This window comes from Symbiopectobacterium sp., assembly GCF_047692315.1.
In the GTDB taxonomy this organism is placed as follows: Bacteria; Pseudomonadota; Gammaproteobacteria; order Enterobacterales; family Enterobacteriaceae; genus Symbiopectobacterium.
On record NZ_JBLLJS010000024.1, the window covers coordinates 37,206 to 52,131 of the forward strand.

The 14,926-nt window shown below is 54.0% G+C and carries 14 protein-coding genes, 1 pseudogene and 1 riboswitch; of the genes and pseudogenes, 1 reads left to right on the forward strand and 14 read right to left on the reverse strand.

From position 1 onward, the window contains the following. Positions 1–28: 28 nt before the first annotated feature. A pseudogene (gene crcB, locus ACMZI0_RS14590) lies at positions 29–420 on the reverse strand (fluoride efflux transporter CrcB). Between the two features lie 54 nt (positions 421–474). Further along, a riboswitch (Fluoride riboswitch) is annotated at positions 475–536 on the reverse strand. Between the two features lie 172 nt (positions 537–708). Between crcB and tatE the strand changes: the two are divergent. Beyond that, positions 709–918 (forward strand): twin-arginine translocase subunit TatE, encoded by a 210-nt coding sequence (tatE, locus tag ACMZI0_RS14595; RefSeq protein WP_415673668.1) that lies wholly within the window; start codon positions 709–711, stop codon positions 916–918. A 101-nt stretch (positions 919–1,019) separates the two neighbouring features. On the opposite strand, the gene lipA is transcribed toward tatE, so the two are convergent. The 13 genes from lipA to leuS form a co-directional block, all read right to left on the reverse strand. Further along, entirely contained in the window at positions 1,020–1,985 is a 966-nt protein-coding gene (gene lipA / locus ACMZI0_RS14600) for a lipoyl synthase (RefSeq protein ID WP_415673490.1), read from the reverse strand. A 204-nt stretch (positions 1,986–2,189) separates the two neighbouring features. After that, on the reverse strand, positions 2,190–2,885 hold the full coding sequence (lipB, locus tag ACMZI0_RS14605) for a lipoyl(octanoyl) transferase LipB (protein WP_415673669.1): 696 nt from the start codon (positions 2,883–2,885) through the stop codon (positions 2,190–2,192). Between the two features lie 108 nt (positions 2,886–2,993). Beyond that, a complete protein-coding gene (gene ybeD, locus ACMZI0_RS14610; RefSeq protein ID WP_415673491.1) occupies positions 2,994–3,257 on the reverse strand; it encodes a DUF493 family protein YbeD in 264 nt (87 codons plus the stop codon). Positions 3,258–3,393: 136 nt separating this feature from the next. After that, on the reverse strand, positions 3,394–4,605 hold the full coding sequence (gene dacA, locus ACMZI0_RS14615) for a D-alanyl-D-alanine carboxypeptidase DacA (RefSeq protein ID WP_415673492.1): 1,212 nt from the start codon (positions 4,603–4,605) through the stop codon (positions 3,394–3,396). Positions 4,606–4,771: 166 nt separating this feature from the next. Then, on the reverse strand, positions 4,772–5,872 hold the full coding sequence (gene rlpA / locus ACMZI0_RS14620) for an endolytic peptidoglycan transglycosylase RlpA (protein WP_415673493.1): 1,101 nt from the start codon (positions 5,870–5,872) through the stop codon (positions 4,772–4,774). 14 nt (positions 5,873–5,886) lie between these two features. Next, positions 5,887–6,999, reverse strand: coding sequence for a peptidoglycan glycosyltransferase MrdB (gene mrdB / locus ACMZI0_RS14625; protein ID WP_415673494.1), 1,113 nt, complete (start codon positions 6,997–6,999; stop codon positions 5,887–5,889). A gap of 8 nt (positions 7,000–7,007) precedes the next feature. Beyond that, entirely contained in the window at positions 7,008–8,912 is a 1,905-nt protein-coding gene (gene mrdA / locus ACMZI0_RS14630) for a peptidoglycan DD-transpeptidase MrdA (RefSeq protein WP_415673495.1), read from the reverse strand. A gap of 34 nt (positions 8,913–8,946) precedes the next feature. After that, positions 8,947–9,417, reverse strand: coding sequence for a 23S rRNA (pseudouridine(1915)-N(3))-methyltransferase RlmH (rlmH, locus tag ACMZI0_RS14635; protein ID WP_415673496.1), 471 nt, complete (start codon positions 9,415–9,417; stop codon positions 8,947–8,949). A gap of 8 nt (positions 9,418–9,425) precedes the next feature. Beyond that, positions 9,426–9,743: a ribosome silencing factor gene (gene rsfS / locus ACMZI0_RS14640; protein ID WP_415673497.1), complete on the reverse strand. Its 318-nt coding sequence runs from the start codon at positions 9,741–9,743 to the stop codon at positions 9,426–9,428. Positions 9,744–9,954: 211 nt separating this feature from the next. Next, positions 9,955–10,617, reverse strand: a complete 663-nt coding sequence (nadD, locus tag ACMZI0_RS14645; RefSeq protein WP_415673498.1) for a nicotinate-nucleotide adenylyltransferase — start codon at positions 10,615–10,617, stop codon at positions 9,955–9,957. Next, complete coding sequence (gene holA, locus ACMZI0_RS14650) at positions 10,598–11,641, reverse strand: DNA polymerase III subunit delta (RefSeq protein WP_415673499.1); 1,044 nt, start codon at positions 11,639–11,641, stop codon at positions 10,598–10,600. The genes nadD and holA overlap by 20 nt, the downstream gene beginning before the upstream one ends. Beyond that, complete coding sequence (gene lptE, locus ACMZI0_RS14655) at positions 11,638–12,195, reverse strand: LPS assembly lipoprotein LptE (RefSeq protein WP_415673500.1); 558 nt, start codon at positions 12,193–12,195, stop codon at positions 11,638–11,640. Before lptE ends, holA begins: the two co-directional genes overlap by 4 nt. A 14-nt stretch (positions 12,196–12,209) precedes the next feature. Then, positions 12,210–14,795 (reverse strand): leucine--tRNA ligase, encoded by a 2,586-nt coding sequence (gene leuS, locus ACMZI0_RS14660; protein WP_415673501.1) that lies wholly within the window; start codon positions 14,793–14,795, stop codon positions 12,210–12,212. Between the last annotated feature and the right edge of the window lie 131 nt (positions 14,796–14,926).

Consider the following 14,926-nt stretch of genomic DNA (forward strand, 5'->3'; position numbering starts at 1 on the left):
CATCAGGCGGGTTTTTTTTATTCTGAATTCAGGATACCAACCAGTTGACCAGCGCGAATGCCAGCGCAGTCATCAGTAGTGAGCCAACCAGATTACACAGAATGTTGATGGCCGCCGCTGACAGTTGGCCTTGATTGATAAAAGAAACGTCTCCGCTGAGAAGGTGGAAAATGTGGTTAATCCACCGCACAGCCCGGTGGTTATCAGTAGTTTCCAGTGTGGCGGTAATTCCGCATGGCGGGAAAAGTAGGCAAGTGCACCGCCTATCACAAAAGCGCCGATCAGATTTGCCATCAGCGTGCCTACCGGTAGCACAGACACTGCCGTCGTGTTGTATCGCATACCCAGCACCCAACGGGCTACGCTTCCCGCTCCGCCGCCAATAAAAACGGCGAAAAATATTGACCTCGTGTTGTGAATTTCTTGTCTTTGAAGTGATTCAGAGCAGGCAGATCCCTACGCGCCTGCTCTGAGGCGTACGTAGGCATCATCAGCCAAAAAGGCGGTTAGGGAGGAATGCCATTTCCACGTGACGAAAACAGTGTAGCGGCTATTGGCCTGTTGATTCAAGCGCAGGCGATAGGCACAGCAAGGGTAAGGTCTAATTTTGTTACAAATGGATTTTGTGTTCGCGCTCCGGCAGGCATAAATAAAGAATATCGTTTTCTTTCGCTGGTATTCCAGTATTCGTAATTAGGTAGGTGTGTGATGGAAGGTATTAGCATTGCCAAACTGTTGGTGATTGCCGCGCTGATCGTGTTGCTGTTCGGCACCAATAAACTGCGCTCGCTGGGTGGCGATTTGGGGGCAGCAATCAAAGGGTTCAAGAAGGCGATGAATGACGATCAGCCTACGAAACCGACCACCTCAGGGGAGGAGACAGCGCCTGCCGGTGAGATTCGTCATCACAAAGAGTAACCCTCTGCATAAAAAAGGACGGCCTGTGGGCCGCCCTTTCGTATTGCGCGTTATCGCAATACGCGCAATGTGTAACGAAATATTCTGATTACATCTTATGCTTACTTCACCTCGATCCCTTTTGCTTGCAGGTCGGCGTGATACGACGAACGCACAAACGGACCGCAGGCTGCGTGGGTAAAGCCCATCGCCATCGCCTCTGCTTTCATTTCATCAAACTCTTTCGGGCTCACATAGCGTTTCACCGGCAGGTGATGACGGCTGGGCTGCAAATATTGCCCTAACGTCAACATGGTGACGCCGTGGCGACGCAGGTCGCGCATCACTTCAACAATCTCTGCATTGGTTTCTCCCAGCCCAACCATCAGGCCGGATTTGGTGGGGATTTCAGGATGTGCCGCTTTAAAGTTTTCAAGCAGCTTCAATGACCATTCGTAGTTGGCACCGGGACGCACCTGACGGTAGAGACGCGGCACGTTTTCCAGGTTATGGTTAAATACATCCGGCGGCGTTACGTTCAGGATATCTAATGCTTTATCCATACGGCCACGGAAGTCTGGCACCAGCGTTTCGATACGAATGTGTGGGTTTTTACGGCGGATAGCGGCGATGCAGTCGGCAAAGTGCTGTGCGCCACCGTCGCGCAGATCGTCACGGTCGACTGAGGTGATAACCACATAGCGCAGTCCCATGTCATGGATGGTCTGTGCCAGTTTCTCCGGCTCATTGGCATCGGGAGTTACTGGGCGGCCGTGTGCCACATCGCAAAACGGGCAGCGACGAGTACAGATGACCCCGAGAATCATGAAGGTTGCGGTACCGTGGTTAAAACATTCGGCCAGATTCGGGCAGGATGCTTCTTCACAGACAGAGTGCAGGCCGTTTTTGCGCATCGCAGCCTTGATGCCTTGAATACGGCTGGAATAGGCTGGCAACTTGATTTTCACCCATTCAGGCTTACGCAGTAACTCCTGCCGCTCAGTCACGACGGTGCGCACCGGGATGAGTGCCATTTTGTCTGCATCGCGGTATTTAACACCGCGTTCCATCTGAATCGGTTTACTCATGATAGCCAGGTTCCAGTTCTGAATCACAGGTTGAATCATAATTTAAGCTATATGATTTAATGGATTACGTTTCTAGTTAAACTTTTTTATAAAAATTATACCATCTTTGATGTCTGACATTCAGCCTTTACGTCGCACAAATGCAGAAATAATGTAAACGGAATGTAATTCAACGCCGATAAGTATAAGCCAAACCGTGCGATTCTATGCCTCTACGCCGCGCGGTGTGGGTTCACCCTGAGTGTCCCAATCCCAGATTAGCGGCGTTTGCTGTGTGTAGCGAAGCTGTTGCATAAAGGTCGCGACCAATACCGGCGCGACGTCCGCTACGCTCACGCCTGGCGCAAGCTGGCTGACTTGTGTCATCACCATGCCCGCATAGCCGCATGGGTTAATGCGCAGAAACGGGGAGAGATCCATGTTGATGTTGAGCGCCAGCCCATGGAAAGAGCAACCTCGGCGAATGCGCAGACCGAGCGAACAGATTTTGCTGTTCTGCACATAGACACCCGGCTCATCGGCACGGGCATGCGCCGTGATGCCAAACTGCGCCAACGTACCGATCACCGTGTTTTCGATAGCAGTGACCAGTTCACGTACACCCACTTTCCGGCGTTTTAAATCGACCAGTACATACATGACCTGCTGACCCGGGCCATGATAGGTCACCTGGCCGCCACGATCGCTCTGAATAACCGGAATGTCGCCGGTGGTAAGCAGATGCTCCGCTTTGCCAGCCTGGCCTTGGGTAAATACGGGAGGGTGTTGCACCAACCAGAGCTCATCAGCGCTTTGACTGTCACGCAGATCGGTAAAACGGTGCATCGCCAGTGAGACAGGCTCATAGGGTTGTACGCCAAGTTGGCGCACGATGATCTTATCCTGTAGCAAAGTCGTGATCTTCAGGTTAAGTAAAACAATGGTGCCGATTATAGTCGCGGGACGCGCCAGCGAACAGCTCTGATGCGCATTTTCCCGCGATTATCTGATAGTACGAGGCGTTTATGCTTAAAGCACAACGCGCACGATGTCGATTTCGCCCAGCTCTTCGTAGAGCGTCTCGACTTGCTCAATGTGGGTGGCGGTAATGGTGATGGAAACCGAATGGTAGTTGCCTTTGCTGCTCGGTTTTACCAGCGGGCTGTAGTCGCCCGTTGCATGACGTTGCACCACTTCGACAACGCGGTCTACCAATTCTGGCTGCGCGAGCCCCGTCACTTTGTAGGTGAATGAGCAGGGAAATTCGAGCAGTTCATTGAGTTTGGTTTTCATGTATTCTCCAGATGGATCGGTGTCCATGCTGATCGTCGCTGTTCAATATAGTTTGGTTCAACATAAAGTATAACTCCCGCCGCAGCGGGAGTTAATCATCTCTGAATATGGGGGCGAAAATCGCCAACCCAAGGGATTAGCCCAACCAGCGATGGAACATCAGGCGAATGTAGTCAAACAGACGGCCAAAAATGCCCCCTTCTTTCACTTCATTCATTACCACCAGCGGACGCTGCTCAATGGTTTTGCCATCAAGCTGGAAGTTAATGGTGCCTACCACCTGGTTCTTGCTCAACGGTGCGTGCAGCTCGGTATTGTTTAGTACGTAGCTGGCTTTCAGATCTTTCATCCGACCACGCGAGATGGTGAGATACGCATCTTTTTCCACGCTGAGGGAGACCCGATCGCTGTCGCCAAACCACACGGGTTCGGAAGCAAATTCTTTACCGGCTTTCAGCGGCGCAACGGTTTCAAAGAAACGGAAGCCCCAGGTCAGCAGCTTTTTGCTCTCGGTTTCGCGGCCTTTGAAGGTGCGTCCCCCCATCACCACGGAGATCAAACGCATTTGACCTTCAGTGGCAGAGGTTACCAGATTGTAACCGGCTGCGTTGGTATGGCCAGTTTTGATGCCGTCTACGGCCAGACTGCTGTCCCACAACAGGCCGTTACGGTTCATCTGCTTGATGTTGTTAAAGGTAAACTCTTTTTCTTTATAAATGGCGTATTCGTCCGGCACATCGCGGATCAGTGCCTGGCCGATAAGCGCCATATCGCGCGCAGAGCTGTGTTGTCCCGGCGCATCCAGACCGTGCACGGTTTGGAAATTGGTGTTCTGCAAACCCAATGCTTTAACATAGTTATTCATCAGGTTAACGAAGGCATCCTGACTGCCAGCGACATAATCAGCCATTGCAACGCAGGCGTCATTACCCGATTGCAGAATGATACCGCGGCTGAGCTGTGAAACCGGAACGCGATCGCCCGGTTTCAGGAACATCAGCGACGATCCCTGAAAGGTCGGGTTTCCGGTTGCCCAGGCGTCTTTGCCGACGGTGACGATGTCATTTTGCGTGATTTTACCGGATTTCAGCGCCTGTCCGATGACATAGCTGGTCATCATTTTGGTCAGACTTGCCGGATCGCGGCGCGCATCGGCATTCATTTCTGCCAACACTTTGCCAGAGTTGTAATCAATCAGGATGTACGACTTGGCGTCGATTTGTGGTACGCCGGGGATCATCGTCTTGAGATTGACGTCTTCCGCATGGGCCGATGTGGCAACGCTGACGGCAAGCAGCGTGCCCAGCGCTGTACCTAAGGTGAAACGAGACGTGATAACAGTATTCATGATTGGAACTACAACATCCGTGGAGTGAAGTTAAAAAACGAGCCGTACTATAGCAGATGCGCAATAGTGCGGCACCAGAGATTCGGTTACTTGATTTTGCCAAACCAGAATTGAGTAACATGCCATCCCCGCACGCTGATGCTATGCGGGGATGGGATAGCTGGGTTTACAGGGCGTCCGCAGCTGTGACAAAAGAGTGCTGTTGTGCTTCTGTCGCTAAACGCTGCTGAAGGTCAGTGGCCTGTTGGCGGCTTTGAAAGGGGCCAAGCTGAACGCGATATAACTCGTTGCTGGGCGTCACTTTACCCGTCATGTGGAAGCGCTCGCTCAGGCTTTTCAGCCAGGTTTGCGCGCGCTGCGGGTCGCTCAGCGCCCCGACCTGTACCAGATAGCGCCCGTTACTGCTGCCTATTGGTGTTGCGGAGGGGGCCGCTGATAGCGGGCGTACAGCCGTTGTTGCTGGCGTGTTCGTCGCAGGTGCACTGGCGTCTTCCAGTACGCCCGAGCGCAAAGCGGTCGGTGCACCGAGAAACCCATTTGGGCGTGCACTGGTGCTGCTTGCGGGCATATCATCGTTAGTATGCGCGGTCAGGGTGGCGTTACTGACGGGCTTGCTGGCGATAGCCGTCGGCGCGTTGGCCTCCATCATCGGCGTGCCTAATCCGCTGGCGCCGAGGTTTGGGCGATCGGGCAGGGCGAAACTCTGTTTTGCAACGGTAGTGCCAATGGTGCCCGGCCCGGAAAGTGAACCGTCTAGCGCGACGATGATAGCTTCAACTTTCACTTTGGTATTATTGGAAATATTGAGGCGATCGCCCGCCGCTTTGGAGAGATCGATGATTCTTCCCTGCGTATAGGGACCGCGATCGTTAACTCGCACCACCAGACGGCGGCCATTGCTCAGGTTTGTCACGCGGACATAGCTGGGCAGAGGGAGTGTCGGGTGCGCTGCGGTAATGGCGTTAGGATCGAAAATTTCACCCGTGGAGGTACGATTGCCATTCGCTTCAGCGCCGTACCAGGTTGCAAGGCCTACCTCGGAGAAATTCTGCGCATTCTGAATGACCTTGTAGGTTTTTCCTTTGACGGTGTAATCCTGTAAGGTGCCCGGATTATAGGGCTCATAGCGCGGCTCCGCGCCGCCAATCTCTTCCACCGGACCATTGTAGGCCGGGGCGGGCGTGACCGGTGCTCGCGGGGTTTCCGTGGTGGTACAGGCCGCGAGCGTCAAGGTGACGATGCTGACCCAAAGCCAATCCTTACGCATGTGTTTACCTCACTTTATAAGTTTTTCGAGAGCATCTTGCGGTGCGTGTGGATTGACATCACGATGCCAAACCCCGCCATCAACACCACCAATGCCGAGCCGCCGTAACTGATAAGCGGTAGCGGCACCCCGACCACGGGCAATATGCCGCTCACCATACCGATGTTAACAAAAACATAAACAAACAGAATGAGAATCAGGCCGCCGACCATAACCCGACCAAATGACGTCTGCGCATTGGCGGCAATCACCAGACCGCGCATAATGACAAACAGATACATGGCGATCAGAACCAGCACGCCTATCAATCCCAGCTCTTCTGCCAATACGGCAAAAATAAAGTCAGTATGGCGCTCTGGCAGGAACTCGAGCTGTGACTGCGTGCCTTGCAACCAGCCCTTGCCAGACAGACCACCCGAGCCGATAGCAATTTTCGATTGGATAATATGGTAGCCCGCACCCAGAGGATCGCTTTCCGGATCGAGCAGCATCATCACTCGGGCGCGCTGGTAATCGTGCATCAGGAAGAACCAAAGCACGGGAATAAACGCAGCAACCAATACCAGCGCCACGGCGATCAGTCGCCAGCTCATTCCTGCCAAAAACAGCACAAACAGACCCGATGCGGCCACCAGAATGGATGTCCCCAGATCGGGCTGTGCGGCCACCAGCAGAGTAGGTAAAAAGATCAGAATCAACGCGATGCCGGTGTTTTTCAGCGACGGCGGGCACATATCACGGTTGATAAAACGTGCCACCATCAACGGCACGGCGATTTTGGCAATTTCAGAGGGTTGAAACCGGATAAAGCCAAGATCGAGCCAGCGTTGCGCGCCTTTACTGATCTGGCCGAACACATCCACCATGATCAACAAAATCACGCAGACGATATAGAGATAAGGTGCCCAGCCTTCGTAAACGCGTGGCGGAATCTGCGTCATGACGACCATCACGGTAAGTCCGATGGCAATCTGTGCCGCTTTACGCTCCATCATGCCGATATCCTGGCCGCTGGCGCTCCACATCACAAATAAACTGTATCCTAGCAGCGCCAGAATACAGAGCAGGAACGGCAGGTCGATATGAATCTTGGTCCAGATCGACCTTTTTTGTTGGCTTTCAGTCATTGCGGCGGTTACTCGCTTTCAGAACCGGGTGCGCTCGGTGGCGCATCTGGCAATTCGGTGTTGTTATCGCCCAGCATGATGTGGTCGAAAATCTGGCGGACCAACGCGCCGATAGCAGGACCGGCACCACCATTCTCCAGAACGATGGAGATGGCAATCTTGGGGTTGTTATAAGGAGCATAAGCCGTGAGCAGTTTGTGGTCACGCAGATGTTCGGCGATTTTATGCGCATTGTATGTCTCATTTTCTTTCAGGCCAAATACCTGCGCTGTACCGGTTTTCGCCGCAATCTTATAAGGGGCATCGGCAAAGAATTTGTGAGCGGTACCGTTTTGGCGATTGGCGACGCCGTACATTCCGTCTTTGGCAATTTCCCAGTAACTGGCGCGCACATCGCCAAGCCGCGATACCTCCTGCTGACGATAGGGCACCGTCACGCCGCTATTGCGAGCACTGTAAAGCAGGTGTGGCGTTTTCACCTTGCCATTGTTAATCAGGGTCGTCAGCGCTTTCGCCATTTGTATGGGGGTGGCAATCCAGTATCCCTGTCCAATACTGACCGGAATGGTATCACCCTGATACCAGGGGCGTTTAAAGCGTTTTTGTTTCCATTCACGCGTGGGCATATTGCCGGAACGCTCTTCGGACAGGTCGATACCGGTATATTCGCCGTAGCCAAACTTGTTCATCCATTCTGCAAGGCGATCGATACCCATGTCGTAAGCGACCTGATAGAAGAAGGTATCCGCCGATTCTTCCAGTGACTTGGTCACGTTCAACCGACCATGGCCCCATTTTTTCCAGTCGCGAAACCGTTTTTCTGACCCCGGTAACTGCCACCAGCCGGGATCGAACAACGAGTAGGTTGGGGTAATGACGTTGGCACTCAGCGCTGAGGCGGCAATATAGGGTTTCACCGTCGAGGCCGGCGGGTACAGCCCCTGTGTGGCACGGTTAATCAGCGGCTTGTTAGGGTCGTTGAGCAGTGCGGTGTAATCTTTGCTCGAGATGCCATCAACAAACAGGTTGGGATCGTAGCTCGGTGTGGAAACCAGCGCGCGCAGGCCGCCATCGCGCGGATCGATAATCACCACTGCGGCCCGGCTGCCCTCCAGCAGCTTCTCAATATAGATTTGCAGGTTCAGATCGATAGTAAGGTAGATATCCTGACCGGCCTGCGGCGGTTGCTCGTGTAACTGACGAATGACGCGGCCACGGTTATTGACTTCCACCTCTTCATAACCGGGCTTCCCGTGCAGAATATCTTCGTAATAGCGCTCAATGCCCAGCTTGCCAATATCGCGGGTGGCGGCGTAATCGGCAATTTTTTCTTCTTTCTTCAACCGGTCGATGTCTTTATCGTTGATTTTGGAAACATAACCGATAACGTGAGTCAGTGCGGAGCCATAGGGGTAGTAGCGGCGTTGGTAGCCTTTGACTTCCACACCGGGAAAACGGTACTGGTTAACCGCAAAGCGTGCGACATCAACGTCACTGAGTGCGGTTTTGACGGGAATTGAGGTGAAGCGGCGTGAGCGTTTGCGTTCTTTCTCGAAGTTTTCCAGATCATCGTCAGTGAGGTTAACGATGGGTTTCAGAGCAGCCAGCGTGTCTTTCAGGTTTTCAACTTTGTCCGGCACCAGTTCAAGCTGGTAAATGGTACGGTTTAGCGCGAGCGGAATGCCGTTACGATCGTAGATAATGCCGCGGCTGGGCGCGATAGGAACCAGCTTGATGCGGTTTTCATTTGAACGTGTGCGGTAGTCATCAACAAGCACCACTTGCAAATGGTACAGATTGGCCACCAGCACGCCGGAAAGCAACAAAATACCGATGAACGCCACCAAAGCACGACGTACGAAAAGGGTGGATTCCGCCGAATAATCACGAAAGGGTTTATGTTCTGTTTTCATCCGGCAACTATTTCGTGTGTTTCATCGTGCAGTCTTACTCTCTATGGTAAGAGTGGTTGGTGGTGATGCTCCACGCCCGATAAAGGCTTTCGGCCACCAATACACGCACCAGCGGGTGCGGCAATGTTAGGGGTGAAAGCGACCAGCTTTGTTCCGCGGCGGCTTTGCAGGCGGGAGCTAGCCCTTCTGGCCCGCCAATAAGCAGGCTGACGTCGCGCCCGTCCTGTTTCCAGCGTTCCAACTGGCTGGCAAGCTGCGGGGTTTCCCACGGCGTACCGGGAATATCCAGGGTAACAATGCGGTTGCCTTTGCCTACGGCTGCCAGCATCAATTCCCCTTCGCGCTCAAGAATACGTCTGATATCAGCATTCTTTCCCCGCTTACCGGCAGGGATCTCAATCAGCTCAAAGGGCATATCTTTCGGGAAACGTCGCAGATAATCAGAAAAACCTGTCTGCACCCAGTCCGGCATTTTGGTGCCAACGGCGACCAGTTGCAGCTTCATGCTAGCTCCTAGCTCCACAGCTTTTCCAGTTCGTACAGATGACGGCTTTCTTCCTGCATCACATGCACCATGACATCACCGAGATCGACCACGACCCAGTCTGCACCTTGTTCACCTTCCACGCCGAGCGGGATCATACCGGCTGCGCGCGAGGCTTGTACCACATGGTCGGCGATAGAAATGACGTGGCGGCTGGATGTACCGGTACAGATAATCATGCAGTCTGTAATGCTGGATTTGCCACGCACGTTCAGCGCAACGATATCCTGCCCTTTTAAATCATCTATTTTATCAATAACAAAATCTTGGGGTGCTTGGCCTTGCAAAGGTTCCTCCTGCCTGGCAGTTCAACCGGAGAAATGTGCTCCGGCAAGGTAAAAAAAGTCGCATGTCGATGCGTGACGCATCGCAGGTGTTTCAAGGTATTAACGACCCGTTTGGCGGCGTAGACAACGCGCTTTACCATTTTTTACCGGACTGAAAAACCAGCCGCGAAGTATAGCACGCCCTGTGAGAGAGTGGTATGCGGGAAGCGGGTTAACGGTATAAGCCGTGAGCATCCATAAAACGCAGTACGGCAGGTGGCACCAGGTCATCGCAGGACTGACCCTTCTGGCGGCGTTGGCGAATATCCGTGGCGGAAATGGTGACCAGCGGCGTGTGGGCCAAATAGATCAATCCATGCGGCTGCGCATGCAGGGCGGCGGCATTTTCTACGCGGTGCGCCTCCAGCCATGCCTGTTGCTCTGGCGTGTCCAATAGGGTGCGATAGCCCGGGCGGGCGCAGACCAGCAAATGACACACCTTGAGCAGATCCTGGCCGCGGTGCCAGGTGTGCAATGTGAGCAGCGAATCCTGGCCGATGATAAAGGCCAACGGAATTTCATCGCCCATTTCTGCGCGGAGCATTTCCATGGTGTCGATAGTGTAAGACGGCGTGACGCGTTGCAATTCCCGGTCATCCACGGTGAATAACGGGGTATCGGCAATGGCGAGTTCCACCATATGTTTACGTTGCTGCGCCGAGGCTTCTGGCTGCTCGCGATGGGGCGGCACGTTATTGGGCATCAGCGTGATACGGGTTAGCCCGATCTCGTCAGCTAACGCCGTGGCCGGACGTAAATGCCCATAGTGGATGGGATCAAAGGTTCCGCCGAAGTAGGCGATAAGTTCGGCGTGATTAGCGATATTCATCGGCATTGACGATACCCGGCGAGAGCGCTTTACCGCACAATAACAGCGTCAGCGTTTCTATTTCCGGCCAAATCGATTGGCCATAATCCTGTTTTAGCGTCAGTTCCAGCCGCGTTAGCAGGTGTATGGCCTGCTGCAACTGGCGTGCATGCAGCCGTTGTAGTGCCTGAGTGAGTAGTGTGCGCCGGTTTTGCCACACCTTGTGTTGATCAAACAGGGTGCGTAATGGCGTAGCGGCCATGTTGCGCTGCAATGTCACTAATAGCGTCAGCTCGCGCTGGAGTGTGCGCAGCAGGATCACCGGCTCGCTGTCTTCAGCTTGCAGCTGTTGCAATACATGCCAGGCGCGTTTGCTTTTGCCTGCCAGCACCGCATCCAACCAGTGAAACGGCGTGAAGTGTGCTGCGTCGTTTACCGCCTGTTCAACGCGTGGCAGCGTGAGTTTTCCGTCCGGATAGAGCAGTGACAAACGCTCCAGCGCCTGCATCAACGCCAGCAGATTACCTTCGTAGCAGTAACACAGCAGTTGCGTGGCGGCATCATCCAATTGTAGCTTGCGTTGTTTGGCACGCTGTGCCACCCAGAGCGGCAGCTGCGCCTGTTCGGGAGTTAAACAGTTGATGATAACGCCGTGCTGTGACAGCGCTTTATACCAGGCGCTGTTTTCTTGCGCTTTGGTCAGCTTGTTGCCGCGTAGAATCGGTAGTATATCCTGATGCAACAGCCCTGCCAGTTTGACCAGATTTTCTGCCATGGCAGCGTTAGGGCCATTTTCCGGCAATTGCAACAGCAGGCTCTGCCGCGATGCAAACAGGCTGAGTGCCTGACATACGCTAAAAATGGCATCCCAGTCGGTGCTTTGGTCCAGCGTAAAGCTGAAATGTTCGGTGAAACCCTGCTCACGCGCGTGATGACGCAGCGCATCCAGGCTTTCCTGCAACAACAGTGGGTCGTTGCCAAATAGCAGATAGCAAGCGCGCAGCCCTTCATTGAGCTGCGCGGCAAGCTGTTCCGGATAGATACGGATCATGAACGTCCGTTGTTAGCGCTGATGGCGGTGGCGCGCTGTTGACGGTTTTTCACCTCATCACTGCCGTTGATGGTCACCAGTTTACGTACTAGCTGTTCGGCAGCCTGGCGGCGCATCTCCTTACGTACAATTTCCTGCTCCGCGTCTTTTGCCAACGCCGAGAGCGGGTTATCAAAGAAAGTGCGGAACACCGTGACCGAGAGTGGATAAATATCTTCACCCGGCAACAACACCTGCGCCTGAACGGTCAGTACCAGTTGGTATTCTGCGGTGGTCCCGTCCTGGAAGATAGAGACGGTGTCTCTGGTTTCCGTGGAGCCGAGAATACGCAGGGATGCAATATCCTGACGCGCGGCGTCGTCCTCGATTTTTACATCACTGGCACGCAACTGATCGCGTATGGAACGGGTTAATGGACCAAATGGATCGTTACTGGTCAGCGTTAATACCTTCAATTCGCTGGGCAGTTGTGTTGTGCCACGCAGATGAAAACCGCAGCCGGCGGTGACCAGCACCGCCAACCCCAGCAACAACGTGAATAAACGATGTCGCACAGTGCATCCTTGGCTTAACCTACAACCAGGTTAAGCAGTTTGCCAGGAACGTAAATGACTTTACGTACTGTAACGCCTTCCAGGTATTTTGCCACCAGATGTTCCTGTGCAGCACGCGCCTGAACCTGCTCCTGCGTGGCATCTGCAGCGACAGTAATTCTGCCGCGAACCTTTCCGTTAACTTGCACGACGACCAGCTTGGAGTCTTCTACCATGGCGTCTTCATCTGCTACAGGCCACGGCGCGGTGTCGATATCGCCTGTGCCGCCCAGCGCCTGCCACAGCGTGAAGCAGGCGTGCGGTGTGAACGGGTACAGCATACGCACCACGGCCAACAGCGCTTCCTGCGTCAGTGCGCGATCCTGATCGCTCTCTTGGGGCGCTTTGGCCAGCTTGTTCATCAGTTCCATCACGGCGGCGATAGCGGTGTTGAACGTTTGACGGCGGCCAATGTCATCGGTCACTTTGGCGATGGTTTTATGCAGGTCGCGGCGCAACGCTTTCTGATCGTCTGTCAGTGCGGTCACATCCAGCGCGTGTGTCGCGCCTTTTTCGGTGTGATCGTAAACCTGTTTCCACACGCGCTTCAGGAAGCGGTTAGCCCCTTCAACGCCCGATTCCTGCCATTCCAACGTCATCTCTGCCGGTGAGGCGAACATCATAAACAGACGCACGGTGTCGGCACCGTATTTTTCTACCATTACCTGCGGGTCGATACCGTTGTTCTTCGATTTCGACATCTTGCTCATCCCGGCGTACACCAGTTCGCGGCCTTGTTGATCGAAGGCTTTCACGATGCGCCCTTTGTCATCGCGTTCAACGGTGACGTCAGACGGGGATACCCAGATACGTTCACCGCTGTTGCCGGTGTAATAGAAGGCATCAGCCAGCACCATACCCTGGCACAACAGGCGTTTTGCCGGTTCGTCGGAAGTGACCAGGCCGGCATCGCGCATCAATTTGTGGAAGAAGCGGAAATACATCAGGTGCATGATGGCGTGTTCGATACCACCCACGTATTGATCGACCGGCAGCCAGTAGTTTGCCGCAGCCGGATCGAGCATGCCCTGATCGTATTGCGGACAGGTGTAGCGCGCGTAGTACCAGGAAGATTCCATAAAGGTATCGAAGGTATCGGTTTCACGCAGCGCAGGCTGACCGTTGACAGTGGTTTTCGCCCAGTCGGGGTCGGCTTTAATTGGGCTGGTGATGCCATCCATCACCACGTCTTCCGGCAGAATCACCGGCAATTGATCTTCCGGCGTCGGGATAACCGTACCATCTTCCAATGTTACCATTGGGATCGGCGCGCCCCAGTAACGCTGGCGGGAAACCCCCCAATCGCGCAGGCGATAATTCACTTTACGTGCCCCGACGCCGAGTGCGACCAGCTTGTCGGCAATAGCGTTAAACCCTGCTTCATGATCCAGCCCACTGAATTCGCCAGAGTTGAACAGTACGCCTTTCTCCGTCATCATCACTTGCGCGGAGATATCGGGTTCAGTGCCATCCAGGTTCAGGATCACCGGTTTAATCGACAACTGATATTTGGTGGCAAATTCCCAGTCGCGCTGGTCATGGCCCGGCACGGCCATCACGGCACCGGTGCCGTAATCCATCAGGACGAAGTTAGCCGCCCACACAGGCAGCTTTTCACCGGTCAGCGGATGCACCACGAACAGACCGGTCGCCATGCCTTTTTTCTCCATGGTGGCCATATCGGCTTCGGCAACCTTGGTGTTACGGCATTCGTCGATAAATGCGGTCAGCGCTGGGTTGGTGGCGGCAGCGCGCAGTGCCAGCGGATGCGCAGCAGCAACGGCGACATAGGTGGCACCGATAAAGGTATCCGGGCGGGTGGTGTAGACGGTCAACTTGTCGGCGCTGTCTGCCACGTCAAACGTGATTTCTACCCCTTCCGAGCGACCAATCCAGTTGCGCTGCATGGTTTTGACCTGCTCTGGCCAGCTCTCCAGCGTGTCCAGATCGTTGAGCAACTGATCGGCGTAATCGGTGATTTTGATAAACCACTGCGGGATCTCTTTACGTTCCACCTTGCTGTCACAGCGCCAGCAGCAGCCATCGATAACCTGTTCGTTGGCCAGCACGGTCTGATCGTTCGGGCACCAGTTCACTGCCGATGTCTTCTTGTAGACCAGGCCTTTTTCATACAGCTTGGTGAAGAACCACTGTTCCCAGCGGTAGTAATCCGGTTTACAGGTGGCGACTTCACGATCCCAGTCATAGCCAAAGCCCAGCAGCTTCAGCTGTTTTTTCATGTAATCGATGTTGGCATAGGTCCAGGGGGCTGGCGCGGTGTTGTTTTTAACCGCTGCGCCTTCTGCTGGCAGGCCGAAGGCATCCCACCCGATCGGTTGCAGGACATTTTTCCCCAACATACGTTGGTAGCGGGAAATAACGTCACCGATGGTGTAGTTACGTACATGCCCCATATGTAGGCGGCCAGAAGGGTAGGGGAGCATGGAAAGGCAGTAGTACTTTTCCTTGCCGGGCTCTTCGGTCACTTTAAACGTTTTGTTTTCTTGCCAGTGAAGCTGGACGCGAGTTTCTATCTCTTCTGGGCGGTATTGCTCTTGCATGGCTGCCAGGGGTCCTATTTAGTAAAGAAGCGCTACACCCGTAGCGTGTTCCGATTCATCATAATGATCCGCATAGCATAGCTGATAAGCAACGCTGGCAACAACCGTCTCTACACCCTAAGCGCCGATTT

What these genes read in the sequence shown, in the direction of transcription:
- tatE (WP_415673668.1), top strand. Translation starts at nt 709, where the DNA reads ATGGAAGGTATTAGCATTGCCAAACTGTTGGTGATTGCCGCGCTGATC.
- lipA (WP_415673490.1), bottom strand. Translation starts at nt 1,985, where the DNA reads ATGAGTAAACCGATTCAGATGGAACGCGGTGTTAAATACCGCGATGCA.
- ybeD (WP_415673491.1), bottom strand. Translation starts at nt 3,257, where the DNA reads ATGAAAACCAAACTCAATGAACTGCTCGAATTTCCCTGCTCATTCACC.
- dacA (WP_415673492.1), bottom strand. Translation starts at nt 4,605, where the DNA reads ATGAATACTGTTATCACGTCTCGTTTCACCTTAGGTACAGCGCTGGGC.
- rlpA (WP_415673493.1), bottom strand. Translation starts at nt 5,872, where the DNA reads ATGCGTAAGGATTGGCTTTGGGTCAGCATCGTCACCTTGACGCTCGCG.
- mrdB (WP_415673494.1), bottom strand. Translation starts at nt 6,999, where the DNA reads ATGACTGAAAGCCAACAAAAAAGGTCGATCTGGACCAAGATTCATATC.
- mrdA (WP_415673495.1), bottom strand. Translation starts at nt 8,912, where the DNA reads ATGAAAACAGAACATAAACCCTTTCGTGATTATTCGGCGGAATCCACC.
- rlmH (WP_415673496.1), bottom strand. Translation starts at nt 9,417, where the DNA reads ATGAAGCTGCAACTGGTCGCCGTTGGCACCAAAATGCCGGACTGGGTG.
- nadD (WP_415673498.1), bottom strand. Translation starts at nt 10,617, where the DNA reads ATGCCGATGAATATCGCTAATCACGCCGAACTTATCGCCTACTTCGGC.
- holA (WP_415673499.1), bottom strand. Translation starts at nt 11,641, where the DNA reads ATGATCCGTATCTATCCGGAACAGCTTGCCGCGCAGCTCAATGAAGGG.
- leuS (WP_415673501.1), bottom strand. Translation starts at nt 14,795, where the DNA reads ATGCAAGAGCAATACCGCCCAGAAGAGATAGAAACTCGCGTCCAGCTT.